This window comes from Paenibacillus arenosi (genome assembly GCF_014841135.1).
In the GTDB taxonomy this organism is placed as follows: Bacteria; Bacillota; Bacilli; order Paenibacillales; family Paenibacillaceae; genus Paenibacillus_B; species Paenibacillus_B arenosi.
The window spans coordinates 1-23206 of sequence record NZ_JACYTN010000022.1 but is presented as its reverse complement, the minus strand read 5'-3'; the positions used below and the strand labels follow the sequence as shown (position 1 = coordinate 23206).

The following is a 23206-nucleotide window of genomic DNA, read 5'->3' as shown; positions in this document are numbered from 1 at the left end:
CGATTGTTGCTCCGCTTTTGTCTTAGCCAACGATTGCATGACGTTCCCTCCAAGCCTTCATAATGGATGTAAAAAGACGAATGCCATCTTCATTGCGGAGCAGGCTGTTCACCGCTCGCTCTGGGTGCGGCATCATGCCGAGTACATTGCCCTGCTCATTAATAACACCTGCTATATCTGCAACCGATCCATTCGGATTATCGGTATACGTAAACACAATTTGATTGCGTGCCTTCAATTGCTCCAGCACAGCATCATCACAATAGTAATTGCCTTCGCCATGCGCAATTGGAATGTCGATGACTTCACCCGCTGCGTAGCCTGATGTGAATGCTGTATCCGCATTGGCTACATGCAATTGCGATGAATGACAGCGGAATTTCAAGCCTGTATTGCGGCGCAATGCCCCAGGTAGCAATCCTGCTTCGGTGAGAATTTGGAATCCATTGCAAATACCTAATACGTACACACCTTCCGCGGCAGCTTTCGCAACTGCCTGCATAACAGGCGCAAAACGAGCGATAGCTCCACTGCGTAGGTAATCTCCGTAAGAGAATCCGCCTGGAATCATGATGAGATCATAGCCTTCCAATGTATCCGTCGTATGCCATACACGATCGACAACGGCTCCCTCGATAGTTTGTTCTGCTGCGTGTACACAGTCCCAATCGCAGTTCGAGCCTGGAAATACAAGTACCGCTACCTTCATCGCTCAGTCCTCCAGCTCATAACGATAATCTTCAACGACCGGATTCGCGAGCAGCTTCTTGCACATTTGCTCCAACTCCGATTCCGCTTGAGCACGGTCTGTTGTATCAAAAGTAAGTTCCATGTATTTGCCGATACGTACATCATCCACAGCTGCATAGCCCATCGTATGAAGCGCTTGCTGCACAGCAGCTCCTTGCGGATCAAGTACATTTGCTTTCGTAGTGACATACACCTTTGCTTTGAACATCGGTAGGTTTCCTCCCCAGAATGAGTGTTGAAATGGTGGATTATTTAGCGGCTGATTGCCTTGCCGCATGGACATGCTCTTGATGTAAGTCGTGATGAGAGGCCTGCTATAGAAATTAAAAATAAACAAACGAGACTATGAAGCTTGCTTGAATACTTTCCGTGCTTCAATCGTTTCCCCAAAACGATTGTGCAGCTTGCTTACTTAGACTTATGCAGATTGTTTGATAGCTCAACATATAGCAAGGAAATGAGGTGGGATTACATCTTACGTAAGATTACGTAATAAACAAAAAAGCCCGCAGATAGCTATGAAAGCTCAACCGCAGACCAAGAGGACAAAAGAAAGAAAACGCGAGTATGATGGCCTGTAATCGCAATTGGCCATACCGTACTTGGACGCTTTCTCTCGTAGTCCAAAAATTTACGGTCTTTGGGTAGAAACTTTGGGCCATATCCCCGGAATTATACGAGAGCTATCATCATACGTCATATTTAAGTTTGGCTATAGTGTAACAAGTTTGAAACGCCCATGTCAATCGTAAAACACGAACATTCCAATATAAAATAAATATATAGTTCGTTTTTAACGCATTAAAGCATAAAGGATAATCGTATTCCGCTCATTCAAAATAAATGCCAATCGATATAAAACTAACGAAAAAGTACCACAAAGTGAAAAAGTTCCTGAACGGCACCGAGCCATTCAGGAACTTTTAAAGTTTCAGTCCAGAATATCAAATGAGGATTAACCAATAATGTACGCACAACTCTCAAATATAATTTCAGACTGCGCAACACTGCACGGCAACCTAATCAGACTATGCAGACTACATAGAATATGTAGAGTATGTAGAATATGTAGAGTATGTAGAATATGTAGAGTATGTAGAATATGTAGAATATGCACCTACGCAATCTATGCGGTTTTCTCTAACGATCGCCATTGACGTTATTTTCGTGAAATTGTCCATCGTAAAAATGTAAAGGTTGTAGGTGAGCTTATTTAAGCCGAAATGGTGAATTTGATCCCTCCATCTGACAAATAAGCTCCCTGACATCCGTTACATTTCAAAATACATCAATCTACGCTGAATAAGCTCTATGGCAACCGTTAGCGCCATGTCTCCTTGTTTTGCCCTTACTTCTTAACAAGAATAATCGTACCACCGTCATCCTTAGCAGGAATGTTCACCGTTACCGTACCATTTTTCTCTACCTTGTACTGCTTATTGTTATACACGTCTTTCACCTTTGTACCAGGCTTATAAGGAACTTTAATCTTAACCTGCTTCTTCGCTTGCTCGCTCGGATTCAAGCCAACAACAACTGACTCTCCCTTATAGCTCTTTGCAAATACCATGAAGCCTTCTGCATCACTGCCTGCCAGCTTCGTTCTATCTCCTTTGGAAAACAGTTTAGAGTAGTCTGCACGAATGTTCAGCAGCTTGCTGTAGTGGTTGTGCAGCTTCTTCTCTTTTTTCAACTGATCCCAAGGCATAGCACCACGGTTTTCGCTAAGTTCGCCCTTAGACATATCGCGAGCATTTGCACCAGAACGCCCAAGCTCTTCCCCGTAATAAATAACAGGCTGGCCTTTGGCCGTAATTTGCAGTGCGGCAGCAACCATTAACTTGCCTTTATCCCCATTCACATAATGACTTAGGAATCCATCTTCATCATGGCTGCTCAAAAATTGTCCCATTGTTGCCGTTTCATCCATGCGAGCTTCCCGTTCCTGCATCGCTTTCTCAACAGCATCCAACTGTCCATTAACGAAATCCTTCGCTTTGCCCTTAAAATCAAAGTCCAACAGGGAATCCATCTGCCCTGATTTCAAATACGAACCTGTGTTATCAACCGATGCGCCAAAATATTCTCCGATCAGCTTGAACTCAGGATCAATTTGGGTCAGCTCATTGCGGAACGCCTTCCATGTCGTCTCATCCACATGCTTCACCGTATCGACACGGAAGTAATCAATCGTATCGCCACGCTTCGTACGAGTACGCTCAATCCAGTCCGTTTGCCAAGCAATAACTTGCTCTCTTACTTTAGGGTCTTCTGTCTTAAAGTCTGGCAAACCTGCCAATTCACCACGTACAGGATCACCACTTACGGCATCTGTACGAAGCATATGTTCAAAACGCTTCTTGTCTTGCTCTGTAACACCCGGCTGCGTGTCCCCCGGTTTCAAGCCATAGCCCGTATGATTCAACACCACATCGACCATAATTTTGATGCCACGATCGTGAGCTTTGTTGATGAGTTCTTTGAACGTCTCTACATCACCAAGATGTTCATCGATCTTCGTGAAATCTTTTGCCCAGTAGCCGTGATATCCATACTGCTTGCCATTGAAGCTTGTTCCTTGGTTGAAATCAATATTGTCGACAATAGGTGTGATCCACAGTGTATTCACACCTAGATCCTCCAAGTAGTCCAACTTGTTGATCAACCCACGGAAGTCGCCGCCTTGGTAAGCTTCAAGATGATTCTTATCATAACCTTGCGCGGCTGTGCCATTGTTCTTCTTATCGCCATCAGAGAAGCGATCTGTCAGCACAAAGTAAATACGAGCCTCATCCCAATCGAAATCCAGTTTGCCATTTGCTTTTGGCTTCGCCTTCACCGTTACATTAGTTGTTGACATATGCTTATTTCCGTACTCATCAATAAGCGTGATCGGGATGGATTTCTGTCCAGGCTTCACATGCTCAGCTACTGTGATGGACTGCTCCATCAGTTCCAAATCAATCTTCGTATGAGCAAGGCCGCCCAATTCCGACAAATCTGCGGCAATCTCTCTTACAGCAAATGTATCACTGGATTGATATGCAACCTGCAGCAAACGCTGCTGACCAGCATGAATGGAATCTCCTTTAACCTTGCCCGTAATCTGGATCGCCGGTTTCTTATACTCCACAATGGATTGACCATTTTCCGTGTTATAAGGGTCTGTAATTTCTGCTGTCTTGCCGTCCTTCGTCACATGGAATGTGTATACATATTTGCCGCTCTTCGCATCCTTCAACGTATACGTACAACGCTCATTTTCAGCATCATAGTTCATCGGATACAAGGTGCCGTTTATATTGATCTTCACATCAGAGATACGATTCGGTTCTCCACTCTGGAAAATTTCTTGATCACGATAGTGGAATGTAACGCTTCCATCCTCCAGCACAGGTCCTGTCACCGGAGGAATTGTACGCATTTCCGTTTTACCGCTATATACGTATACTTTCGTGAGCGTATCATTCACATTCGTAACGACAAAGCGATCGGAATCGGTATCTTTTTGCTCCCAATTGCCTTTTTTAATAATAAATCCGATTTTTTCAGTATCCGGTCCGATTTCGATTAATGCTGTAGCCATACCATTATCGAACTTCTTGAACAGGTGCTCGTCATCTTTGATTCCTGTTTGCCATACCCATAAGCTCCAGTCCTTATAATTTTTGTCTGGACGCACATAGTTCAGCTCAATGTAACGCTTCAGCAGCGGCTTCACTGTAACTTTCATCGAAGCCGATACACTGCCTGCTGTTGCTGTAATCGTTGTCGTCCCTTCTTTGAAACCTGTCACCTTGCCCACACGATCAACTTGTGCAACAGCTGGCTCAGAGGAACTCCACTTCACATCTACAGTAGGCATCAGTTGATCAAACTGATCTTTTACCTCAACCGTAAATGGAACCGTCTGGTTCAGCCATACCGTAGACTTGCCTTTCAAATCTGCTTTTGTCTGTACAAGCTTCGCAACGTTCACATTCACTTGTGCTTGCAGCGGGCCGGAGGAAGCCGTTAATACTGCCTTACCTTCCTTCACAGCCGTTATTTTCCCTTTGCTATCAACTGTTACAATGGACTCGTCAGACGAAGTCCATGTCACTTTTGCTGTACGAATCAAATTGCCCTTTTGATCTAGCACTTTACCTGTTACCTGCTTAGAAGTAGTAGGTTCCAGCGCAATGTCTTTTGCATCAATAACCATTTTAGTTGGAGCCGCTGTATATGTGTTAGCTTCATCGTACAGCACCATCATCGACGTTCCTGCTACATCGACTTTGCCGCCTTCAACGGTACGAATTGGCTTCACACCAGCTGCTGTATGATCCACGACTACGTTCCATTTTCCATTCGACGGCAATGCTACATTGCGCGTATCTGCATTTCCATTGTAAATGACAACGATATTGCGCCATGCATCACCGTTTGCATGCTCTTTGAGCTTAAATGCCACGACATTACTGTCTTGACGATACACTTCCAAGCTCGAAGCGACTGCTTCCTTCGATGTCATTCGGAAGGCTGGATGTGAACGACGCAGTTCGATAAGTCCTTGTGTGTAATCAAATACAGGCTTATATTCTTTCTTCTGCTGCCACAGCATTTGGTTAATCGAATCCGGGCTCTGATAGCTGTTATGATCGCCGAATTTGCTGCGCAGCATTTCATCTCCAGCATGGATAAATGGAATGCCTTGCGACGTCAGAACAATCCCGTTAGCAAGCAGAGAACTTTTTACCGTAGGATTATCAAGGATATTAGCCTCAGTCAGCGTCACGAATGGATCGCGTTGAATATCTTTGTCTTTGCCTTGTGCTTTTAACATCTTATCCCACATGTTCAAGTTATCATGTGCTGTGACGTAGTTAATCGTCTCTGTTGGCGAAGATGTAAAATCATTCGTCGAACCGATTACACCGTTTACAATTCCCGCTTCACGAGAGCCTTCACCTGTAGCAAACCCTTTCGAAGCATCATCACTTCCGCCTTTAATCGCGCCACGGAAGTTGTCATTGAATACCGCAAAGCCTTCTCCACGCTGTGTTCCTTTTTCAATTTGTTGGTCGGCTGGTAATGGTGTGCTTCCGCCTGCCCACGGCTCTCCGTATACGATAATGCTAGGGTCGATTGCTTTCAAATCGTTCACAATACCGCGAGTGGTGTTCAAATCAATCAATTTCATCAAGTCAAAGCGGAATCCGTCCACTTTATACTCTTCTGCCCAGAACTCCACAGAATCGCGCACATACTTGCTAACCATCGGTCGATCGGTAGCCACTTCATTACCTACCCCAGAACCGTTAGAAAGCTCGCCTTTATTGTTCGTACGATAGTAATAGCCTGGCACTAATTTATCAAATACGGATAGATCCAATTCTTGCCCTGTTACAAACGTGTGATTGTAAACGACATCCAAAACGAGTCGCAAATCGTTCTTGTGCATCGCCTGCACCATTTGCTTGAATTCACGAATACGCTTTGCAGGGTCCTCTTGTGCAGAATCTGTTGCATAGGAACCTTCCGGTACATTGTAATTTACCGGATCGTAGCCCCAGTTGAATTTGCGATCCTTCGCAGTCGGATCGTCTACTTTCTTCTCATTGACGGAACCGAAATCATATGTCGGCAGCAAATGTACATGTGTAATGCCAAGCTCTTTCAAATGATCGACACCCGTCTTAACAGCTGCATCTCCCTTAAGCTTCGTTCCTTCTTCCGTAAACGCAGTGAATTTCCCGCGATTTTTTTCAGATACTCCAGAGTTCGAGTCAATTGAGAAGTCGCGCGTATGCAGCTCGTAAATGATCGCATCGGTTGGCTCTAGCATTTCTGGCTTGCTGTCATTTTCCCAGCCTACTGGATTTGTAGCTGCCAAGTCGACAACTGCAGACTTTGCACTATTTACCGATGATGCACGTGCGTACGGATCGATAGCATGCAGCACTTTACCGTCTGGGAATGTTACTTTATACATGTAGTACTTGTTGTTCAAGTCACCTTCAGCAGCTCCAGACCATACGCCTGTGCTTGCATCACGCTGCATTGGAATCTCTCTCGTAGGCGTCTCCTTCGGCATATCCGCCGTGTCATAGAGAGATAGTGTCATAGTAGCAGCAGTAGGTGCCCATACTTTGAATGTACTGCCTGTTTTCGTATACGTAACCCCTAAATCATCGCCTGAATATACGTACGTATCCAATATGCCGCGCATCGTAACAGGCTGATCGGCATATACGCCTTGCGGTGCGCCTTCATAGCGTACGATGTAAGGATGAGATACATCCGCAATTGGTTCGTCTAATTGAATGATGATCGATTGATCATCGCTGCCTTTCATGGACGTACCTTTGAGCTTCGTGCCCCCGTTGTAAAGAGCAAATGCCCCATAGTCGATCCCAGGAACGATATCTTTCAGCGCTACCGACACAACGTTGTTCTGATCAGCGATAGCTGCAGCTAACGCTGGCTGCTCCTTCGTCGTGAAGGAGAATGAGTAGGCTTCATTACGCGTCTTGGTATCCATACCTTCCAGCATATGAGCGGACATCTTTACTTGATAGGGCGTCTTGTAGGCCAATGGCTTAACTGGCTTAATAACCAACTGCTGCCCGTCACTCTTGATGTCTGCCGCAACTGCATTACCCTTATCATCTACAAGAATAACACCGGAGGTATTCACAACTGTAATTGCTTCGCTGTACGTTAGCGTAATCGGCTGCTCGACTTCAATTTTCTTCGAAAAGTCTGCCGGCACTGTGCTGATCAATTCCAATTGATCATTCATCTGATTAATCACGTAAGCGTTACCAAATGTCGACTGCACATTTTGTGCGCTAGCTTGATTCCAGCCCTTTGCAAGCTCATTGCCTGCTGCATTCGGGATGACTTGAAATGCACCGTGCTCTGCTGGCTTATTGCCGCTCAACACGACATGCGGGCGAACCTGATCCCCATTTTTCAACTGCAAATGATGAAGCGGAATCGCTGCCTCAAAGCCTTCTTTGCCACTTGCTGCAAATTGAGCACCTTTCATATCCGCCCAAGTTGCTAAGATCGGGTCAGACATCCGCTTCGCATCATACAAAGCTGCTCCCTCTATACCCTGATCCTGTTTCAAACGCATAGCAAGATGATACTGAGGTTTCTTATCTGCACCGCTGAAATTATATTGAGCATTCCATGGATTGCCCTCCACAGCAGAATCTGCTTCATTTACATTCAACGCGATATTAATAAATGGACCTTGATCGCCCCAGTTCGGCAGCTCTGCATCCACCCATACATACAATTGCTTGCCATCGTTCGTCAGCTTGATGCTGCCAAGCTTACCAGGGATGCCATGTGTCGTATTTGTTACCGATATCCCTAAATCAGGCACTTGCTCCCATAGACTGTCTTTCGATCCGTCAATCTTAGGCTTGTGCGTAATGACATAAGCTTCGCTATAGTCGGTCATACGGTTCGGATTGGCTTTCATATTCCAATCGTTAGCTACTGTATTTTTAGCTGTCTCTGGCACAGCATCAAATACACCGTGCTCATCCGCACGATCACCGCTCAAGATAGCGATTGCTTTAACCTTGTCTCCATTTTGTAAACCTAACTGCTTCAATGGAATCGAACCTGTGAAACGACTACGATCCGGTGCAACTTCGAACGAAGCACCTTTCAAGTCGGATGAGGACAATAACGGGCTTGCTGATCCACTGCGATAGAGGGATGCTTTGCCGCCGGCCTTTGCCTCCATAGTGATATGGTAGCTTGGCTTTGCTGTCGTGCCCTCGTAGTTATATCGATGATTGGACGGATTGCTAGATACATTCGAATCCGCGTCATTCACATTCAATGCAATATTGATATGCTGCCATTCTTCTGCATGGGCAGCTTCTAACTGGAAGTGCAGATGGTCGCCGTCATTTGTCAGCTTCAACTGCCCCAGTTGGTAGCCTTGCCAGCCTGACGTAGGTGATTGACCAAGTGGTTTAACCATACTCCAATTGATGTTCGGCTTCGTTGATGTTTGTTGAGTAGTTGCTTGAGCATGGGTATTTGTAACGAATACACTTGAAAGTGTACTCCATAGCATCATGCAGACAAGCAGTCGAGAAATGTTAGCTTTCCATGTCCTCGTCATGCCACGACCCTCTTCCCTATAATTTTTGCAAACGTTTGCATGAATGAGCGAAAATGATTGCACGAATCCTTATTTACGATCCGTTCCGTCGTGTATACCGTGCAAGAAAACAGTCCATACATAAACCATGATCTTGCAGCGTCGCTCATTAAAACAAATACATGATCATATATGCATAATAATGCGTTACTAGTACCCTATTCATTGACGCATTACTACGCTAGTTCACATCATCCTATTCTTGCTACTTTCACTTTATGAAAACGATTGCATAACTAGCATAACGATACCATTATTTTCTGTCAATCCTCTTTTTTGATCATTATCTGATCATACTCACAAAAAAACAGACCCCTTCCTTATAAGATGAATAAGTCCATTTACCTAGCTATTTCGAAGTTGCTCCGTAACGTATTCACGAACGAAATAGCCAAAAATGATCCTTTTCACTTAGATGATTCCAAGAAAGGAGGTCTGTTTTATTACTGGTCATGCATCATAGCATACCATATATAAATTGCTCTTAAATAAGTTACCGAACATGAAGTTCAAGTGACTAACTGTCACCCATCAATCTCGTACGGATGTCCACGTAACGAAGACTCGTTTCTATAATAACTGCTTCAGGTAACGGATTAGGTCGGCTGTTTTGATCCCAGTCGGTACTGGCCAAATACGTGCGTACAGGCTCTTTATCCATACTGTCGATCTCAATATCCAACTCCACTTTATCTTGCGCCCAGAAGCGTGAGCAGTCAGGTGTAAATATTTCATCAATTAAAATGACTTCGCCATCTACAATGCCGAACTCAAACTTACAATCGACCAGCACAATGCCACGCGCGTCACAATAATCACGTGCATATTCATATAGAGCGATGCTCTTGTCACGCAGCATTTCAGCCAACTCTGCACCAACCCGCTGCTGCATTTCCTCATACGAAATATCTTCATCGTGGCCGATGTCATTTTTGGCTGCTGGTGTAAAAATCGGGTTCGGGAAACGTTCGTTCTTCCGTAAGCCAGCTGGAAGCTCGATTCCGTTCACCGCTTGTGTTTGTGCGTACTGCCGCCATCCGCCGCCAGTTATGTATCCTCGTACGACACACTCAATATCAATTCGATCTGCCTTTTTCGTCACCATAATTCGATCACGCAATAATTCCTTGTCTACAAGGATATCGTCTAGACGATCTACGTCGCTATGAACAACATGGTTGCCGATGATGGACTTCGTCTTCTCGAACCAAAATGCACTTAACCGATTGAGCACGTTCCCTTTCTCAGGAACAGCAGGCTCCAATACATAATCAAATGCAGAAATGCGGTCTGTCACTACGATGAGAAAGTTCTCCCCCAAATCGTAAAGTTCACGTACTTTGCCTTTGTAAATAAGCGGGGCTTTCACTAGATCCACTGCGGTAGATATTACGGCGGTCGTTCGCACAATACACATCCTCCCTGAGCATATGCTTCTATAGAATTGCTCCGTTACAAATAACCTACACCAAGCTTGCATAACCTATCTTACGAACATACTGTATATACGTACACTGCATTTGCTAAATCTTCTTAGAGCAAATCATATTTCCAATTACGATTGCAGTCAAGCTCTTTGCACTAACTATCTCTAGCTCAATACTATTCGTTAAGCAAGCCTACTTGACGGAAGATGGTGTCTACATTTTTCAAATGCCAAGCTGGATTAAATGCATCTTCGATCTCTTCAGCAGACAACGCTTCTGTAATCTCAGCCGTTTGTTCGATAATGTCTTTAAAACTGCGCTGTTCTTCCCACGCCTGCATCGCACGCGGCTGCACCGTATCATAAGCTTGCTCACGGCTCCAACCTTTATCGATCAGCTTCGTCATCACGCGACCGGAGAATGGCACTCCAAACGTACGTTGCATATTGCGCTTCATGTTCTCAGGGAACACCGTCAAATTCTTAACAATGTTCATAAAGCGGTTCAACATATAGTTAAGTAGCATCGTCGCATCTGGCAAAATAACACGCTCAACCGAGCTGTGCGAGATATCGCGCTCATGCCAGAGCGGAACGTTCTCATAAGCAGACACCATATGACCGCGAATAACACGGGACAAGCCAGAAATGTTCTCACAACCAATTGGATTACGCTTGTGCGGCATAGCAGAAGAGCCTTTTTGACCTTTAGCAAATGCCTCTTCTACCTCGCGGAATTCACTCTTCTGCAAAGCACGAATTTCCGTTGCAAACTTATCCAATGATGTTGCGATAAGCGCTAGCGTAGCCATATATTCAGCATGGCGGTCACGCTGCAGCGTCTGCGTGGAAATTGGAGCAGCTTTTGTCCCCAGCTTCTCACATACAAACTTTTCTACAAATGGATCGATGTTCGCGTACGTTCCTACTGCACCAGACATTTTACCGAACTGTACACTGTCTGCCGCGTGACGGAAACGCTCAAGATTACGCTGCATCTCTGTGTACCAAAGAGCCATTTTCAAACCAAAAGTCGTTGGCTCAGCATGAACACCATGCGTACGCCCCATCATCGGTGTATCTTTATATTCAAGCGCTTTATTTTTCAAAATCTCAATAAAGTTCACAATGTCTCGCTCTAAAATTTCATTGGCTTGCTTCAACAAATAGCCTAGCGCAGTATCTACTACGTCTGTAGAAGTCAAACCATAATGAACCCATTTGCGCTCAGGTCCCAATGTCTCAGATACCGCACGTGTGAATGCGATCACGTCATGACGAGTCTCTGCTTCAATCTCATAAATGCGATCCATATCAAAGCTAGCCTTTTCACGCAATACTTTCGTATCTTCCTTCGGAATAACGCCAAGCTCCGCCCATGCTTCACATGCACAAAGTTCTACTTCCAACCAAGCCTTGAATTTGTTTTCTTCTGTCCAAATAGCCCGCATTTCGGGACGTGAATAACGTTCGATCATCTTTGTTGATTCCTCCACATCTTGTTGTGCTGCACCCAATTCAGCGCTGCATCTATATCATCTGCCAGTACGTTGATATGTCCCATCTTACGTTTGGCGATTGCTTCTGTCTTGCCATACCAGTGCAGTTTCGGCGTAACACCGAGTGATTGCGCTGCTGTATCTTCTATCTTGAACCATTGTAACATGTCCTGTGCATGCTCTCCGAGCAAATTTACCATAACGACAGGTGTCACGAGTGACGGGTCGCCTAACGGCAAATTACAGATCGCACGAATATGCTGCTCGAATTGCGATGTGCGACATGCATCCATCGTATAATGCCCTGAATTGTGCGGACGAGGCGCCAGCTCATTAACGAGCAAACTGCCATCTGCCGTCATAAACAATTCCACAGCAATAAGCCCTACTACTTCAAGTGAAGAAGCAACTTGTCGTGCAATTCGTTCCGCTTCTACGATTACCTTATCTGGTACACGAGCAGGTACAATAGATAAGTGTAAAATATGATCAACGTGAATGTTTTCAGCAATCGGGAAAATAGCAATATCTCCTCGCGGATTGCGTGCTGCGATTACAGATAGCTCCCGTTCAAACGGTATATACGCTTCCAGTACAAGTTCTGTTCCAAGCGAAGCCAACGCATCGTATGCTCCCTCAGCAGCATCCGCTGTACGGATCATTTGCTGGCCTTTGCCATCATATCCGCCTGTTGCCGTCTTCAGCACCCCTTGGCCGCCAAATGCTTCAAGATGATGCTTTAATTCCTCCAACGACTGCACCTGAGCATAAGGTGCTACCGGAATGCCTGCCGCCGAAAGGGCATCTTTCTCGCGCAGACGATGCTGCGTAAGATGCAGCAACCTGCTCCCCTGCGGCAAATACGCATCCCGCTCCAGTTGCTCCGCAATCTCCAGCGAAACATTTTCAAACTCATACGTCACGACATCAGCTTTAGCTGCAAGCTGCTTTGCCGCTTCCAGATCACTATATTCAGCTCGAATGTGCTGCGCAGCCTCCGCACACGGCGGTGTGTCAGCCGGATCAAGCGTAACGAACGTATAGCCCATACGCAAACCTTCCAAAGCAAGCATCCTACCTAGCTGCCCGCCGCCCAAAACACCTATTTTAGAGCCTGGCAGCAGTACATGGTCCGCATTCTGTCCCTGTATACCATTGTTCATACATACAGCTCCAGCCTGAGAGGCAGATCCTAGTTTATCATTCATCTCCAGTGTACCCATAGTCATCACACCAGCACTCCCGATGCCACGACCTGCTCACGCTTCTGTTCACGAAGCTGCTTCAATTGTTCATTGATCCGTTTATCTGTAATGCCAAGTATTTGTGCCGCCAACAAGCCTGCATTCGCAGCTCCTGCCTCACCTATCGCAACCGTCGCAACAGGAACACCAGCTGGCATTTGAACGATGGACAACAAAGAATCCCAACCGCTAAGTGTAGAAGATTTCACAGGTACACCGATCACGGGAACTACTGTCTTCGCAGCTACCATGCCTGGCAAATGCGCAGCTCCACCTGCTCCTGCAATAATTACGCGAATACCTCGCTCTTCTGCTTGCTCCGCATAACGGAACATTTCATCAGGTGTCCGATGGGCAGATACAACGCGTGCTTCATAAGGAATGTGTAGTTCCTCCAAAATATCGCACGCCTTCTTCATCGTATTCCAATCACTTGTACTTCCCATAATGACACCAACATGAACCTGTTCTTGATCGCCACCATGCTGCTGCGGAACATCCTGTTCCGATCCACATTGTTGTCCATCCTGTTGCTGCTTCTGCAATGCTTCCTGCTGTGAGACGTTGCTCATCGATTCAACCCGCTTTCGTTGAGATGCTTGCTATAAGAATGTACTTATATACCAATACAACATACGCAGTTTACGAAGTGTCTTATCGTGAAACCTGACTAAAGTAAGCTCAACTAAGACACAAAAAAGCCCAACGGACTTCCTTCCGTTGAACCTTCGCCTATCGAAGAAATGACAGCAACTGCCTCACAGCGAACCTATACCCGTACCTTCCACATAACCCATGCCCATCATTCGCCTACATGCATGAGAGGACGCACAGCATAAGCCCCCAACAACGTCTGCCATTCTCGTAGTCCGAAGATTTACGGTCCTCAGGTAGAAACTTCCGTCCATATTTACGAAATTATACGAGAATCTATTGTTGCAACTCTTGAATTATTCGACAATCTCTTAGGATAGTCTTAGTTTATCAATCAGCAATTGCTTATGTCAACCAATAATACGAACATTAATAACTCAACAACCATCAATGTTCGCCATTTGCTTATTTATTAATAAACATAAAAATGAACCAGCCCTCAACACGCAGAATGTCATAAGACATCAGCATTAGGTGAAGACTGGCTCACTTACACATCATATTTCATCATTCATATTCTTTACTCTTTTTCCTTTATGACAAGGACAGGACATTTCGCGCTTTGGACAACATGATGGCTGACGCTACCAAGGACAAATTCTTTCAGCCCGCTTAATCCTCTACTCCCTATCACAACTAGATCAATATGGTTCTTTTCCGCATAATCGACAATAGATGGTCCTAACGGTCCTTGAACCGTCTCTACAACAGCCCGCCCACCAAGGAACACAACTTCCTCTCGTGCACGATTTTCTACCTTTGTAGAAAACTCGACTAATTCTTGATTCACCTTCGGGGAGCCCGTCATAAATGCATCACCAAGAAAATATTGCGGTAGTTGATAAACATGCACGACATGGAGACTAGCCTCAGCATCTGCCTGAACAAGCTCGATTCCTTGTCTGAGTGCAAGTTGTGAAGGGTTCGATCCGTCATACGCTACTAAAATACGTTTGAATGCCATTGCTTTCACCTCTCCGCTAGCTTGTATATATGAATGTATCTCACTTCGCATCCATAGCGAGAGCGACATACACTGCATATTTTTGCTTAAAGGCTAATTACCCGAGCTTTACAATGACGAAACCATATACAAATAAATTCACAAGCAATATAAAAGGTATGCCTGCCGTAAACGTCGTATGCTGTGTCTTGTGACGTTTTTGGTACATCCCTGTCAACACACCTAGTGCACCGCCTAGCCAAGCTACCATGAACAGATTGCGTTCAGGAATGCGGCGTTTATTGCGAGTGGCGCGACGCTTATCATTGGACATCATTCCATATCCAACAAGATTCAAAATACATATATACACAAATACGATAATCGTCATTTCTTTCATCGCCCTCCCTATTTCTATTATACAAGACAAGACCAAGCTTTCGTGGATAATTCACACTTGTTCACAAAAAAGTAAGCCGCAGAACATGATCTGCGACTTCTCTCCTTCGTGAAGAACACCGTTGTGCTCCCGATACTGTTTTTCTTTTGATATGTCTGATCTGTGTATCATTACCTTCGCTACATCCAAGTTGATTTGTCATGCGCTCTAAGCCGCTCTATTTTGTTTAAGCGTGTGTTGAGCATAAACTAATGGCGTGTTAAGTGCCTGCTCAAGCTCCGTATCCGATATCCATCCAAGCGTGTTCATACGATGCAGCACCACACTTTGACGTCTTTCAGCCAACTCTTGATTTTTATAAGGCGAGTAATGCTCTGGTGCTTTAAGAAGGCCGACAAGTACCGCCGTTTCTGCTAAATTAATCGTGGGAAGCTCCCCATTCCGCATTGTTGTTTTGCCAAAATAAAAACGAGCTGCACTCTCAATCCCATACTTTCCGTGTCCAAAATATACTTTGTTCATATACATATCCACTAACTCTTGCTTCGTATAGCGAAGTTCCAGATTCGCTGATATCGCTATCTCCTTGAGTTTGCGTATATATGTTTTCTCATGAGTGAGGAACATGTTGCGTGCTAGCTGCATCGTCACTGTACTTCCGCCCTGAGCTTTCTTGCCTTTTACAAGATCAACCCATATAGAGTGTGCTATTCCTACCGGATCAACACCTGGATGCAAATAATAACGATGATCTTCGATCGCTAACAACGTATCCGCCACATAACTAGGCATATCTATCGTTCGTACAACAGGCTGGCCATTGGGTAAATGAGAAGCTTCCTATAAAATGTATTCAACTGTTTAGTATCTATCCATACGTTCCCGAGAATCGCAAGTGCGAACCATCCCACTAACGGTATCAGTATAGCAGCAAGGAGCATACCAGCAACAGCTTTCATCCACGGTGTTGATTTATTAGAAGCAGAAGCTTGTTCTTGCTGTTCGGTAGCATTCATATCTGCTGCTTGAGCCAATCTACTTCTATGGTTTATCCGACTCGTCTGGCGTATTGGCATTAACACTGTGGCTTGAACTGTAGCGTTACGCTTGTGGTGATGTTGATTGTTCATTGTCATGCGACCTCCTTTCTATACGTATAACTGTATCCAAAATAGGATTGTGGTGCTATCGATTTCCCAAACAGTAATCTTACATTTATGAAAGGTCAGAGGTCATACGTGCTGTTAGCTACATCAGAAAAATAAAAAAAGCTTGAATCTATTGTTAGATTCAAGCTCATCCTTTATGAATCGATTTCATTAGTATGACTGAAACGGTTGCTGCTTCTGCTGTAACTGCTGCGTCTCTTGATGCTGATCCTGACATTGGTTCTGCTGCTGAGGCTGCTGACCTTGAAGCTGTGTATCCTCTTGCTGAGTTGACTGCTGTGCTGAATTTTGTGCGTGTTGAGATTGCGGCTGTGTTTGTGATTGCCCCTGAACTTGTTGCTGCTGAGTTTGCTGTTGTCCCTGAGACTGTCCTGCTCCTTGTGACTGTTGCTGATTATGCTGCTGTCCCTGAGACTGTCCTACTCCTTGTGACTGTTGCTGATTATGCTGCTGTCCTTGAGGTAGCCTCTGACCTTGCAACTGTTGCTGATTATACGGTTGTCCCTGAGATAGCCCCTGACTTTGTGACTGTTGTTGAATCTGCTGCTGCCCCTGTTGTCCTTGTTGTGCCATCTGTAAGCCTTGTGTTACCCAAGTAGCGATTTGAACTGTCCGCATCGCTTGATGCTTCACCGCTTGCTGCACATCCTCTTGCATTTTTCCATTTTGATTAACAGTTACACTCACTCCATATGGATTGCCACCTGCTTCAAAAATTGTAGGGTCTGTATAGCCTGGTGCAGCAACAATAGCTCCCCAATGATACATCGAAGTATACAGGCTGAGCAATGTCGCCTCCTGACCACCATGCGGATTCTGCGCACTAGTCATCCCACTCACGACTTTATTCATCAGTTTGCCTTGAAACCATAAGCCGCCGGTCATATCAAGGAATTGCTTGAATGGAGCTGCTACATTTCCAAATCGAGTCGGCACACTAAATATAATCGCATCCGCGCATTCCAAATCTGTAAGTTGAACAACTGCAATGTTTTCAGTGGATTCCACATGAGCCTTCCAAGCTGGATTTGCATCAATAGCCGTTTGCGGTGCTAGTTCTTGTATTTTAAACAATTTCACCTCTGCACCAGCCGATTCCGCGCCTTCTTTCGCCCATTCCGCCAACTGATAGTTCGTTCCTGTTGCACTATAGTAAATAACAGCAAGCTTAACGTTCGACATTCCGTTCTATTCCCCCCGTAATTGCACGTACTATGAATAGCAATAAGCACTTCATGCATGCCCATAAGCATTTCCAATTTTGGCGGGAAACATGTAGTCCATCTGGGATGCAGCGATAAATGAATTCGACTCTCGTTGTTTCTATATTCCTTGCACATATAACTTATCTATCTTAAAACATAAAGAAGCTGACCCTAAGGCCAGCTTCATCACTCATGATTTACTTTGCTCGTTCTTGATCTAGACTTGCCTGCGTTATTTGCTGCAACTCCCACTTTTCTTTCAAAAATAAGGGATTGAAATCACAAAATGAACTGGATATTAAGTATAATTTTGGAGCGTGAAACTGTGTAAATAATGCTATTTCTTTATTGACACCGCTTACAACGAGGTGTACGATTATTGCATGAGTTTGGTAAAACGTTTTATCAAATCATTCTCTAGTCTGAAAGAGGGGATCGACTATGAATCAAATCTCGCAGTTACACATCTCATCGAATACCCTAACGCCTCAGATTTATTCTGATTTACGTCAGAAATGTTCTAATCTATTTCAGCCTTACGAAACTGCGGATATCGAGATTGCTTTACAAAACACGCTATACTCTGTCGTCATATTCGATAAACAGCAACCTGTAGGCATTGGTAGAGTCGTCGGTGATGATCGTATCGTTTTTTTCATTAAAGACGTCGTTGTGGATCCAGCCTACCAGAAGCGATCAATCGGTACGATGCTCATGCGATCCATACTGGACTATATATATAAGCAAGCTTGTCCATCTGCATATATAGGGTTAATGTCTACACCAGATAAAGAGTCATTCTATGAGAAATTCGGTTTCATTCGTCGTCCCAATGAACTACAAGGATGTGGAATGGTCAAATTTGTGGAGTGACAACAGAAGCAAGGAGGCGTACATCGTGAACAAGTTAATTGTATTTGGAAGCTTAAACATGGATTTATCAATCGAGGCTGATCATGTTCCCCAACAAGGAGAAACGATTGTTGGACGTAATTTCATGACCAGTTCGGGTGGTAAAGGTGGTAATCAAGCGGTAGCCGCTGCAAAGATGGGAGCAGCTACTTTCATAATCGGAAGTGTGGGCAAGGATTTGTTTGGCGAACAGCTGATTCGAGAGCTCTCTGCTACAGGTGTTGATTGCTCTTACCTTCGCTCTAGTGATCACAATCCTACAGGTGTTGCCATGATTACATGTACAGACGGCGACAATCGAATCATTCTCAATCCGGGTGCTAATCATGAACTAACATCTGCTGATATCGAGGAGATGGTAAATAAGATTGGACAACCCGGTGATCTATTCTTAACACAATTTGAGTGTGATTACGAATCAACGATGTCATCGTTGATTATGGCCAAGCAAAAAGGGTTATATACGATGCTTAACGCTGCGCCAGCCCACTCCATATCCGATGAAGCTTATAAGAACATCGACTTGCTGATCGTGAATCAGACAGAGTGTGCATATCTGACTAACATTCATCCACATCACGTTGAAGACTGTAAGGAACCAATAGCGTATTTCCAAGAAAGAGGCGTTTCCTCCATCTTGATTACACTTGGCTCTGAAGGCAGCGTAACGATGATTGATGGAAAACTCATTCACATTCCTAGTCAGAAGATTGAACACGTTGTAGACACAACCGCAGCAGGTGATGCTTATATAGGAGCACTCTCAAGCGCCTTGCTCCAACAACAAGATTTGCCGAATGCGATGCAATTGGCAACGAACACAGCAGCACTCACGATTATGAAGCGTGGAGCTCAACAATCTATTCCCACGCAACATGAAGTACAACAATATTTTGGGGAGGCAAAACAATATGCTTAAAAGACCAATTATTATTGATACGGACCCAGGAATTGATGATGCAGCGGCACTTGCCATTGCATTGTTCAGTGACAAACTGGATGTGAAGCTGATTACAACGATAGCAGGAAATGTCGGTGTCGATAAAGTTACCGATAACGCACTTAAACTCCTTACGTTCTTCAATAAGAACATTCCAGTAGCAGTCGGTGTAAATGACCCTTTAATCGTTGCTTTTGAAGATGCGAGTAATGTCCATGGTCAGAGCGGTATGGATGGCTATGACTTTGATGAACCGGCTCAGGAATTATTGTTGGACGAGCATGCTGTAAATGCGATGCGCCGCACAATAATGGACAGCGATGTTCCTATCACCCTCGTGCCAATCGGGCCTCTTACGAACATTGCGTTGCTGTTGAAGATGTACCCAGAAGTAAAAGGAAACATCGATGAAATTGTGTTGATGGGCGGTTCTGTTACACGTGGTAACAAAGGAGTAATGTCCGAATTCAACATTGCAACTGACCCTGAAGCAGCAAAAATCGTATTCAATAGCGGCGTTCCAATTGCCATGGCAGGCTTAGATGTAGGTTGGAAAGCACTTGTTCATCCAGAAGAATGCAACCTTCTGAAAGACATGAACAAAACAGGAAACATGATACACTCGCTCTTCCAGCATTATCGTGGCGGCAGCATGAAGACAGGCTTGAGAATGTATGATGCCTGTGCAATTGCCTACTTACTGAAACCTGAAATGTTCGAGATCGTCGATACGTTTGTCGATATCGAATTGAATGGCAGCTTAACGGCCGGCTGTACGGTGGTCGATCTAAAGGGATATTTAAAGAAACCAAACAACGCAAAGGTATGTTTGGATCTCGATCCTCAAATGTTCAAAGAATGGTTCATTGATAGCTTCAAAGCATGTGATTAAACCTTTTCGCCAGTATGCAGGACAAAACATAACCATTACTATCAGATTGGGGATCCGCTATGAATCCAATAATTATGTATGGCTCTGCTCTTATTGCCGTATCCATCGTTATCTACATGTTAATTAAACAAATGGACATTAAAATTACAATGTTCCTCATGGGTATCGTGCTCATGTTCGTCGGAATTGCTGCAGGTAATGGTATTGCAGTAAAAGACTTCGTAGGTACAGGTGCCGTTTGGCTCGATCCTTTGTTAGCAATAACTCAACAGTTCCAGCAAACGCTAACATCGGCTGGATTTATTATCTTAATTCTAGGTGGATATTCAGCGTACATGACCGCGATCGGTGCGAATGATGTAACTGTCAGTGTTATTACGAAACCCGTATCGAAGATCAAGTCTGCCTATGTACTCGTTCCAATTGTATTTTTATTAGGAAACCTGCTGTCTCTTGTTATTCCAAGTGCATCGAACTTAGCAATCATCTTGCTTGCGACGCTGTACCCTGTTATGCGTAAAGCAGGTATGAGCAAACTAACAGCTGCCGCAGTTATCGCAACAACGGCAACCGTTATGCCAACACCACTGGGTGGCGACAACGTTGCGATTTCACAAGAGCTGGCTAAGTATCCAGAATATTTAGGCCTAACAGTAACAGACTATGTATTTCAATATCATGCTATAATCTCGATTCCTACCATCTTGCTTATGGCTATCGTTCATTACTTCTGGCAGAAGTTCATGGATAAGCGTTCGAAGACGAAAGATACGGATGAAGTTGAAGTTCAGGAAATTAAAGCAATCGAGGGCGGTGCTCTCTACAAAACGGTATATGCTTTGCTTCCTATCTTCCCTATCATTCTGTTGATTGTTACTTACTGTCTAAAAACATTCGCCGATATTAATATTAACGTCAATGTAGAAGTAGCAACAATGTTCTCATTCGCCATCGCCATTCTCTGTGATGTCATTAAACGTAAGAGTGGAAAAGAAGCTCTTCAGCAGACGGAACACTTCTTTAAAGGTATGGGCGGTGCAATGCCAATTGTAGCCTTGCTCGTTGCAGCTACAATATTCGTAACTGGACTGAAATCGATTGGCTTAATTGAAGCACTGCAAGATGCGATGATGAACATTCAAGGATCAGGATTAGGATTCGTGTTGCCGTTAATTCTAGTATTACTGACAGCGCTAATCGTTCTCTTAAGCGGTAGTGGTACAGCGTTATTCTTTGCAATGGTTCCATTGATGGTAGCTCTCTCCACAGCTGCAGGTATCTCAGCTATTGCTGTATCCATTCCGATGGGACTCGCAGGCAACCTTTTACGTGCGGTGTCCCCGGTATCTGCGGTCGTTCTGATCGTAGCTGGATCCGTGAAAGTGAGTCCGCTAGACATCGTACGTCGTACATCTGTTCCAATGATTACGGGTGTTGTGTTTATGTTCGTGCTTTCGATGATACTATTCTTGTAATAGATACGTTATACAGGCGGCAGCAGTTAATTCCACAACTGCTGCCGTTTGTGTATGATTATATTGTGTTTCAAAAGATTAAAAATAAGTGTTCTAGTAATTTGAACTATCCACATAAACAATCTAAAATGGTTATTAACTCAATAATGAGGAGGATGAGTAACGCCTATTCCGCTCGAACGATACCCGATCAATTAAGATTAGCGTGAAATGGCCTATCTATTATGAAAATAACAATTAAAGATATTGCTCGTGAGGCCAATCTTTCCTTAAGTGCTGTTTCTCAAGTGTTAAATAACAAGCCTTGTCGCGTTTCAGAGGAAAAAAAAGAGCTGATTCGCAGCATCGCCAAAAAGTATAACTACTCACCCAATCAGATCGCCAGAAGTCTCGTAACGAAGAGAACGCATACCTTCGGGCTCATCATGCCCGATATTGAAAATATATTCTTTTCTTCATTCGCGAAACGACTTGAAGCGAATTGCCGGAGACACGGTTATGCATTAATTATAACGAACACGGATGACAAGTATGCTGAAGATCAAGAAATGATGGATCTGCTGATCGCAAGAGATGTGGATGGATTATTTTTAATCGTCAGTACCGAATCATATCAATATGTTGAAATGATGGCCGATCGTTTAAAAAGACTAAACATTCCTTACGTCATGGTCGATCGTGTTTATCCCGAGTTTAATTGTAATAAGGTATTTTTCAACCATGAAATGGGCGCTTATCTCGCTGTAAAACATTTGATCGAACAAGGTCACCGTAAAATTGGCTGTATCGCTAATAAACTATCCTCCGTAAATCGCGACTATCGCTTGGATGGCTACATGAAAGCAATGCGGGAATATGGATGTGAAGTTCATGACCATTATATTATGGAGGGTAATTATCGTATTCATAGTGGATACCATGCAACGCAGGAGCTGTTGAAGACCGATATTACTGCTTTCTTTGTGTGCAATGACATGATGACACTGGGCGTATTTCGTAAACTGCATGAGTCCGGATATGCTATCCCGCAAGACTATTCTATCGTTAGTTATGACAATACGATCGCACCATTTCTAAGCGATATTAAGCTCACTTCTATTGAGCAAAATGTTGGGGAGTTAGGTGATACAGCCTTTCAAGTGCTGTTCGACAAACTTAACAATGATCAACTTGCCCACCAAGAAATCTGCCTGCTTCCTAAATTGATTATCAATGCGTCAGTTAAACCTATTCTCTCCAATAAACGCTAACCATATCAACAGTCCTCTGTATTCCTCAAAATGCCTGCTGCAGACTTTCGTACAACAGCAGGCATTGGATTGCGGATGATATGACACCTCACAGAGTTCTCGTGAACGAAAAAAACCACCATTGATATATAATCAACAGTGGTTCTCGTTTGCTTGGCAACGTCCTACTCTCCCAGGACCCTGCGGTCCAAGTACCATCGGCGCTGGAGGACTTAACGTTCGTGTTCGGGATGGGTACGCGTGGAACCCCTCCGCCATCGTCACCAAACATGAT

At 44.3% G+C, this 23206-nt stretch carries 16 protein-coding genes, 1 rRNA gene, 1 pseudogene and 2 riboswitches; of the genes and pseudogenes, 5 read left to right on the top strand and 13 right to left on the bottom strand.

The window, feature by feature from the left end:
- Positions 1 to 22 precede the first annotated feature (22 nt).
- The 12 genes and pseudogenes from purQ to wrbA all read right to left on the bottom strand — a co-directional run.
- Positions 23 to 709: a phosphoribosylformylglycinamidine synthase subunit PurQ gene (purQ, locus tag IFO66_RS19120; protein WP_192026700.1), complete on the bottom strand. Its 687-nt coding sequence runs from the start codon at positions 707 to 709 to the stop codon at positions 23 to 25.
- A 3-nt stretch (positions 710 to 712) separates the two neighbouring features.
- On the bottom strand, positions 713 to 958 hold the full coding sequence (purS, locus tag IFO66_RS19115) for a phosphoribosylformylglycinamidine synthase subunit PurS (RefSeq protein WP_192026699.1): 246 nt from the start codon (positions 956 to 958) through the stop codon (positions 713 to 715).
- Positions 959 to 1349: 391 nt separating this feature from the next.
- A riboswitch (purine riboswitch) is annotated at positions 1350 to 1450 on the bottom strand.
- Between the two features lie 648 nt (positions 1451 to 2098).
- A complete protein-coding gene (pulA, locus tag IFO66_RS19110) occupies positions 2099 to 8884 on the bottom strand; it encodes a type I pullulanase (protein WP_192026698.1) in 6786 nt (2261 codons plus the stop codon).
- Positions 8885 to 9440: 556 nt separating this feature from the next.
- Positions 9441 to 10331: a phosphoribosylaminoimidazolesuccinocarboxamide synthase gene (locus IFO66_RS19105; RefSeq protein WP_337913402.1), complete on the bottom strand. Its 891-nt coding sequence runs from the start codon at positions 10329 to 10331 to the stop codon at positions 9441 to 9443.
- A gap of 194 nt (positions 10332 to 10525) precedes the next feature.
- Positions 10526 to 11827 carry an adenylosuccinate lyase gene (purB, locus tag IFO66_RS19100; protein WP_192026696.1) on the bottom strand — a complete coding sequence of 434 codons (1302 nt, stop codon included), beginning with the start codon at positions 11825 to 11827 and terminating at the stop codon, positions 10526 to 10528.
- Positions 11824 to 13011, bottom strand: a complete 1188-nt coding sequence (gene purK / locus IFO66_RS19095; RefSeq protein WP_192026742.1) for a 5-(carboxyamino)imidazole ribonucleotide synthase — start codon at positions 13009 to 13011, stop codon at positions 11824 to 11826. Before purK ends, purB begins: the two co-directional genes overlap by 4 nt.
- A gap of 65 nt (positions 13012 to 13076) precedes the next feature.
- A complete protein-coding gene (gene purE, locus IFO66_RS19090; protein WP_192026741.1) occupies positions 13077 to 13538 on the bottom strand; it encodes a 5-(carboxyamino)imidazole ribonucleotide mutase in 462 nt (153 codons plus the stop codon).
- A gap of 399 nt (positions 13539 to 13937) precedes the next feature.
- Positions 13938 to 14038: riboswitch (purine riboswitch) on the bottom strand.
- Positions 14039 to 14266: 228 nt separating this feature from the next.
- Positions 14267 to 14710, bottom strand: a complete 444-nt coding sequence (locus tag IFO66_RS19085) for a universal stress protein (protein ID WP_192026695.1) — start codon at positions 14708 to 14710, stop codon at positions 14267 to 14269.
- A 97-nt stretch (positions 14711 to 14807) separates the two neighbouring features.
- On the bottom strand, positions 14808 to 15089 hold the full coding sequence (locus IFO66_RS19080) for a DUF1294 domain-containing protein (protein WP_420488684.1): 282 nt from the start codon (positions 15087 to 15089) through the stop codon (positions 14808 to 14810).
- Positions 15090 to 15296: 207 nt separating this feature from the next.
- Positions 15297 to 15881 (bottom strand): transglycosylase domain-containing protein, encoded by a 585-nt coding sequence (locus IFO66_RS19075; RefSeq protein WP_192026694.1) that lies wholly within the window; start codon positions 15879 to 15881, stop codon positions 15297 to 15299.
- A 2-nt stretch (positions 15882 to 15883) separates the two neighbouring features.
- Positions 15884 to 16219, bottom strand: coding sequence for a hypothetical protein (locus IFO66_RS19070; protein ID WP_192026693.1), 336 nt, complete (start codon positions 16217 to 16219; stop codon positions 15884 to 15886).
- 612 nt (positions 16220 to 16831) lie between these two features.
- A pseudogene (wrbA, locus tag IFO66_RS23895) lies at positions 16832 to 17440 on the bottom strand (NAD(P)H:quinone oxidoreductase); the annotation flags it as partial.
- Between the two features lie 464 nt (positions 17441 to 17904).
- Between wrbA and IFO66_RS19060 the strand changes: the two are divergent.
- The 5 genes from IFO66_RS19060 (at position 17905) to IFO66_RS19040 (ending at position 22932) form a co-directional block, all read left to right on the top strand.
- Complete coding sequence (locus tag IFO66_RS19060; protein ID WP_192026691.1) at positions 17905 to 18336, top strand: GNAT family N-acetyltransferase; 432 nt, start codon at positions 17905 to 17907, stop codon at positions 18334 to 18336.
- Between the two features lie 25 nt (positions 18337 to 18361).
- Positions 18362 to 19294, top strand: coding sequence for a ribokinase (gene rbsK, locus IFO66_RS19055; protein WP_192026690.1), 933 nt, complete (start codon positions 18362 to 18364; stop codon positions 19292 to 19294).
- Entirely contained in the window at positions 19287 to 20207 is a 921-nt protein-coding gene (rihC, locus tag IFO66_RS19050) for a ribonucleoside hydrolase RihC (protein WP_028594849.1), read from the top strand. Before rbsK ends, rihC begins: the two co-directional genes overlap by 8 nt.
- 59 nt (positions 20208 to 20266) lie before the next feature.
- Positions 20267 to 21682 carry a C4-dicarboxylate transporter DcuC gene (gene dcuC, locus IFO66_RS19045; RefSeq protein ID WP_192026689.1) on the top strand — a complete coding sequence of 472 codons (1416 nt, stop codon included), beginning with the start codon at positions 20267 to 20269 and terminating at the stop codon, positions 21680 to 21682.
- Positions 21683 to 21906: 224 nt separating this feature from the next.
- On the top strand, positions 21907 to 22932 hold the full coding sequence (locus IFO66_RS19040) for a LacI family DNA-binding transcriptional regulator (RefSeq protein ID WP_192026688.1): 1026 nt from the start codon (positions 21907 to 21909) through the stop codon (positions 22930 to 22932).
- A 151-nt stretch (positions 22933 to 23083) separates the two neighbouring features.
- On the opposite strand, the gene rrf is transcribed toward IFO66_RS19040, so the two are convergent.
- Positions 23084 to 23200, bottom strand: a 5S ribosomal RNA gene (rrf, locus tag IFO66_RS19035).
- Positions 23201 to 23206 lie beyond the last annotated feature (6 nt).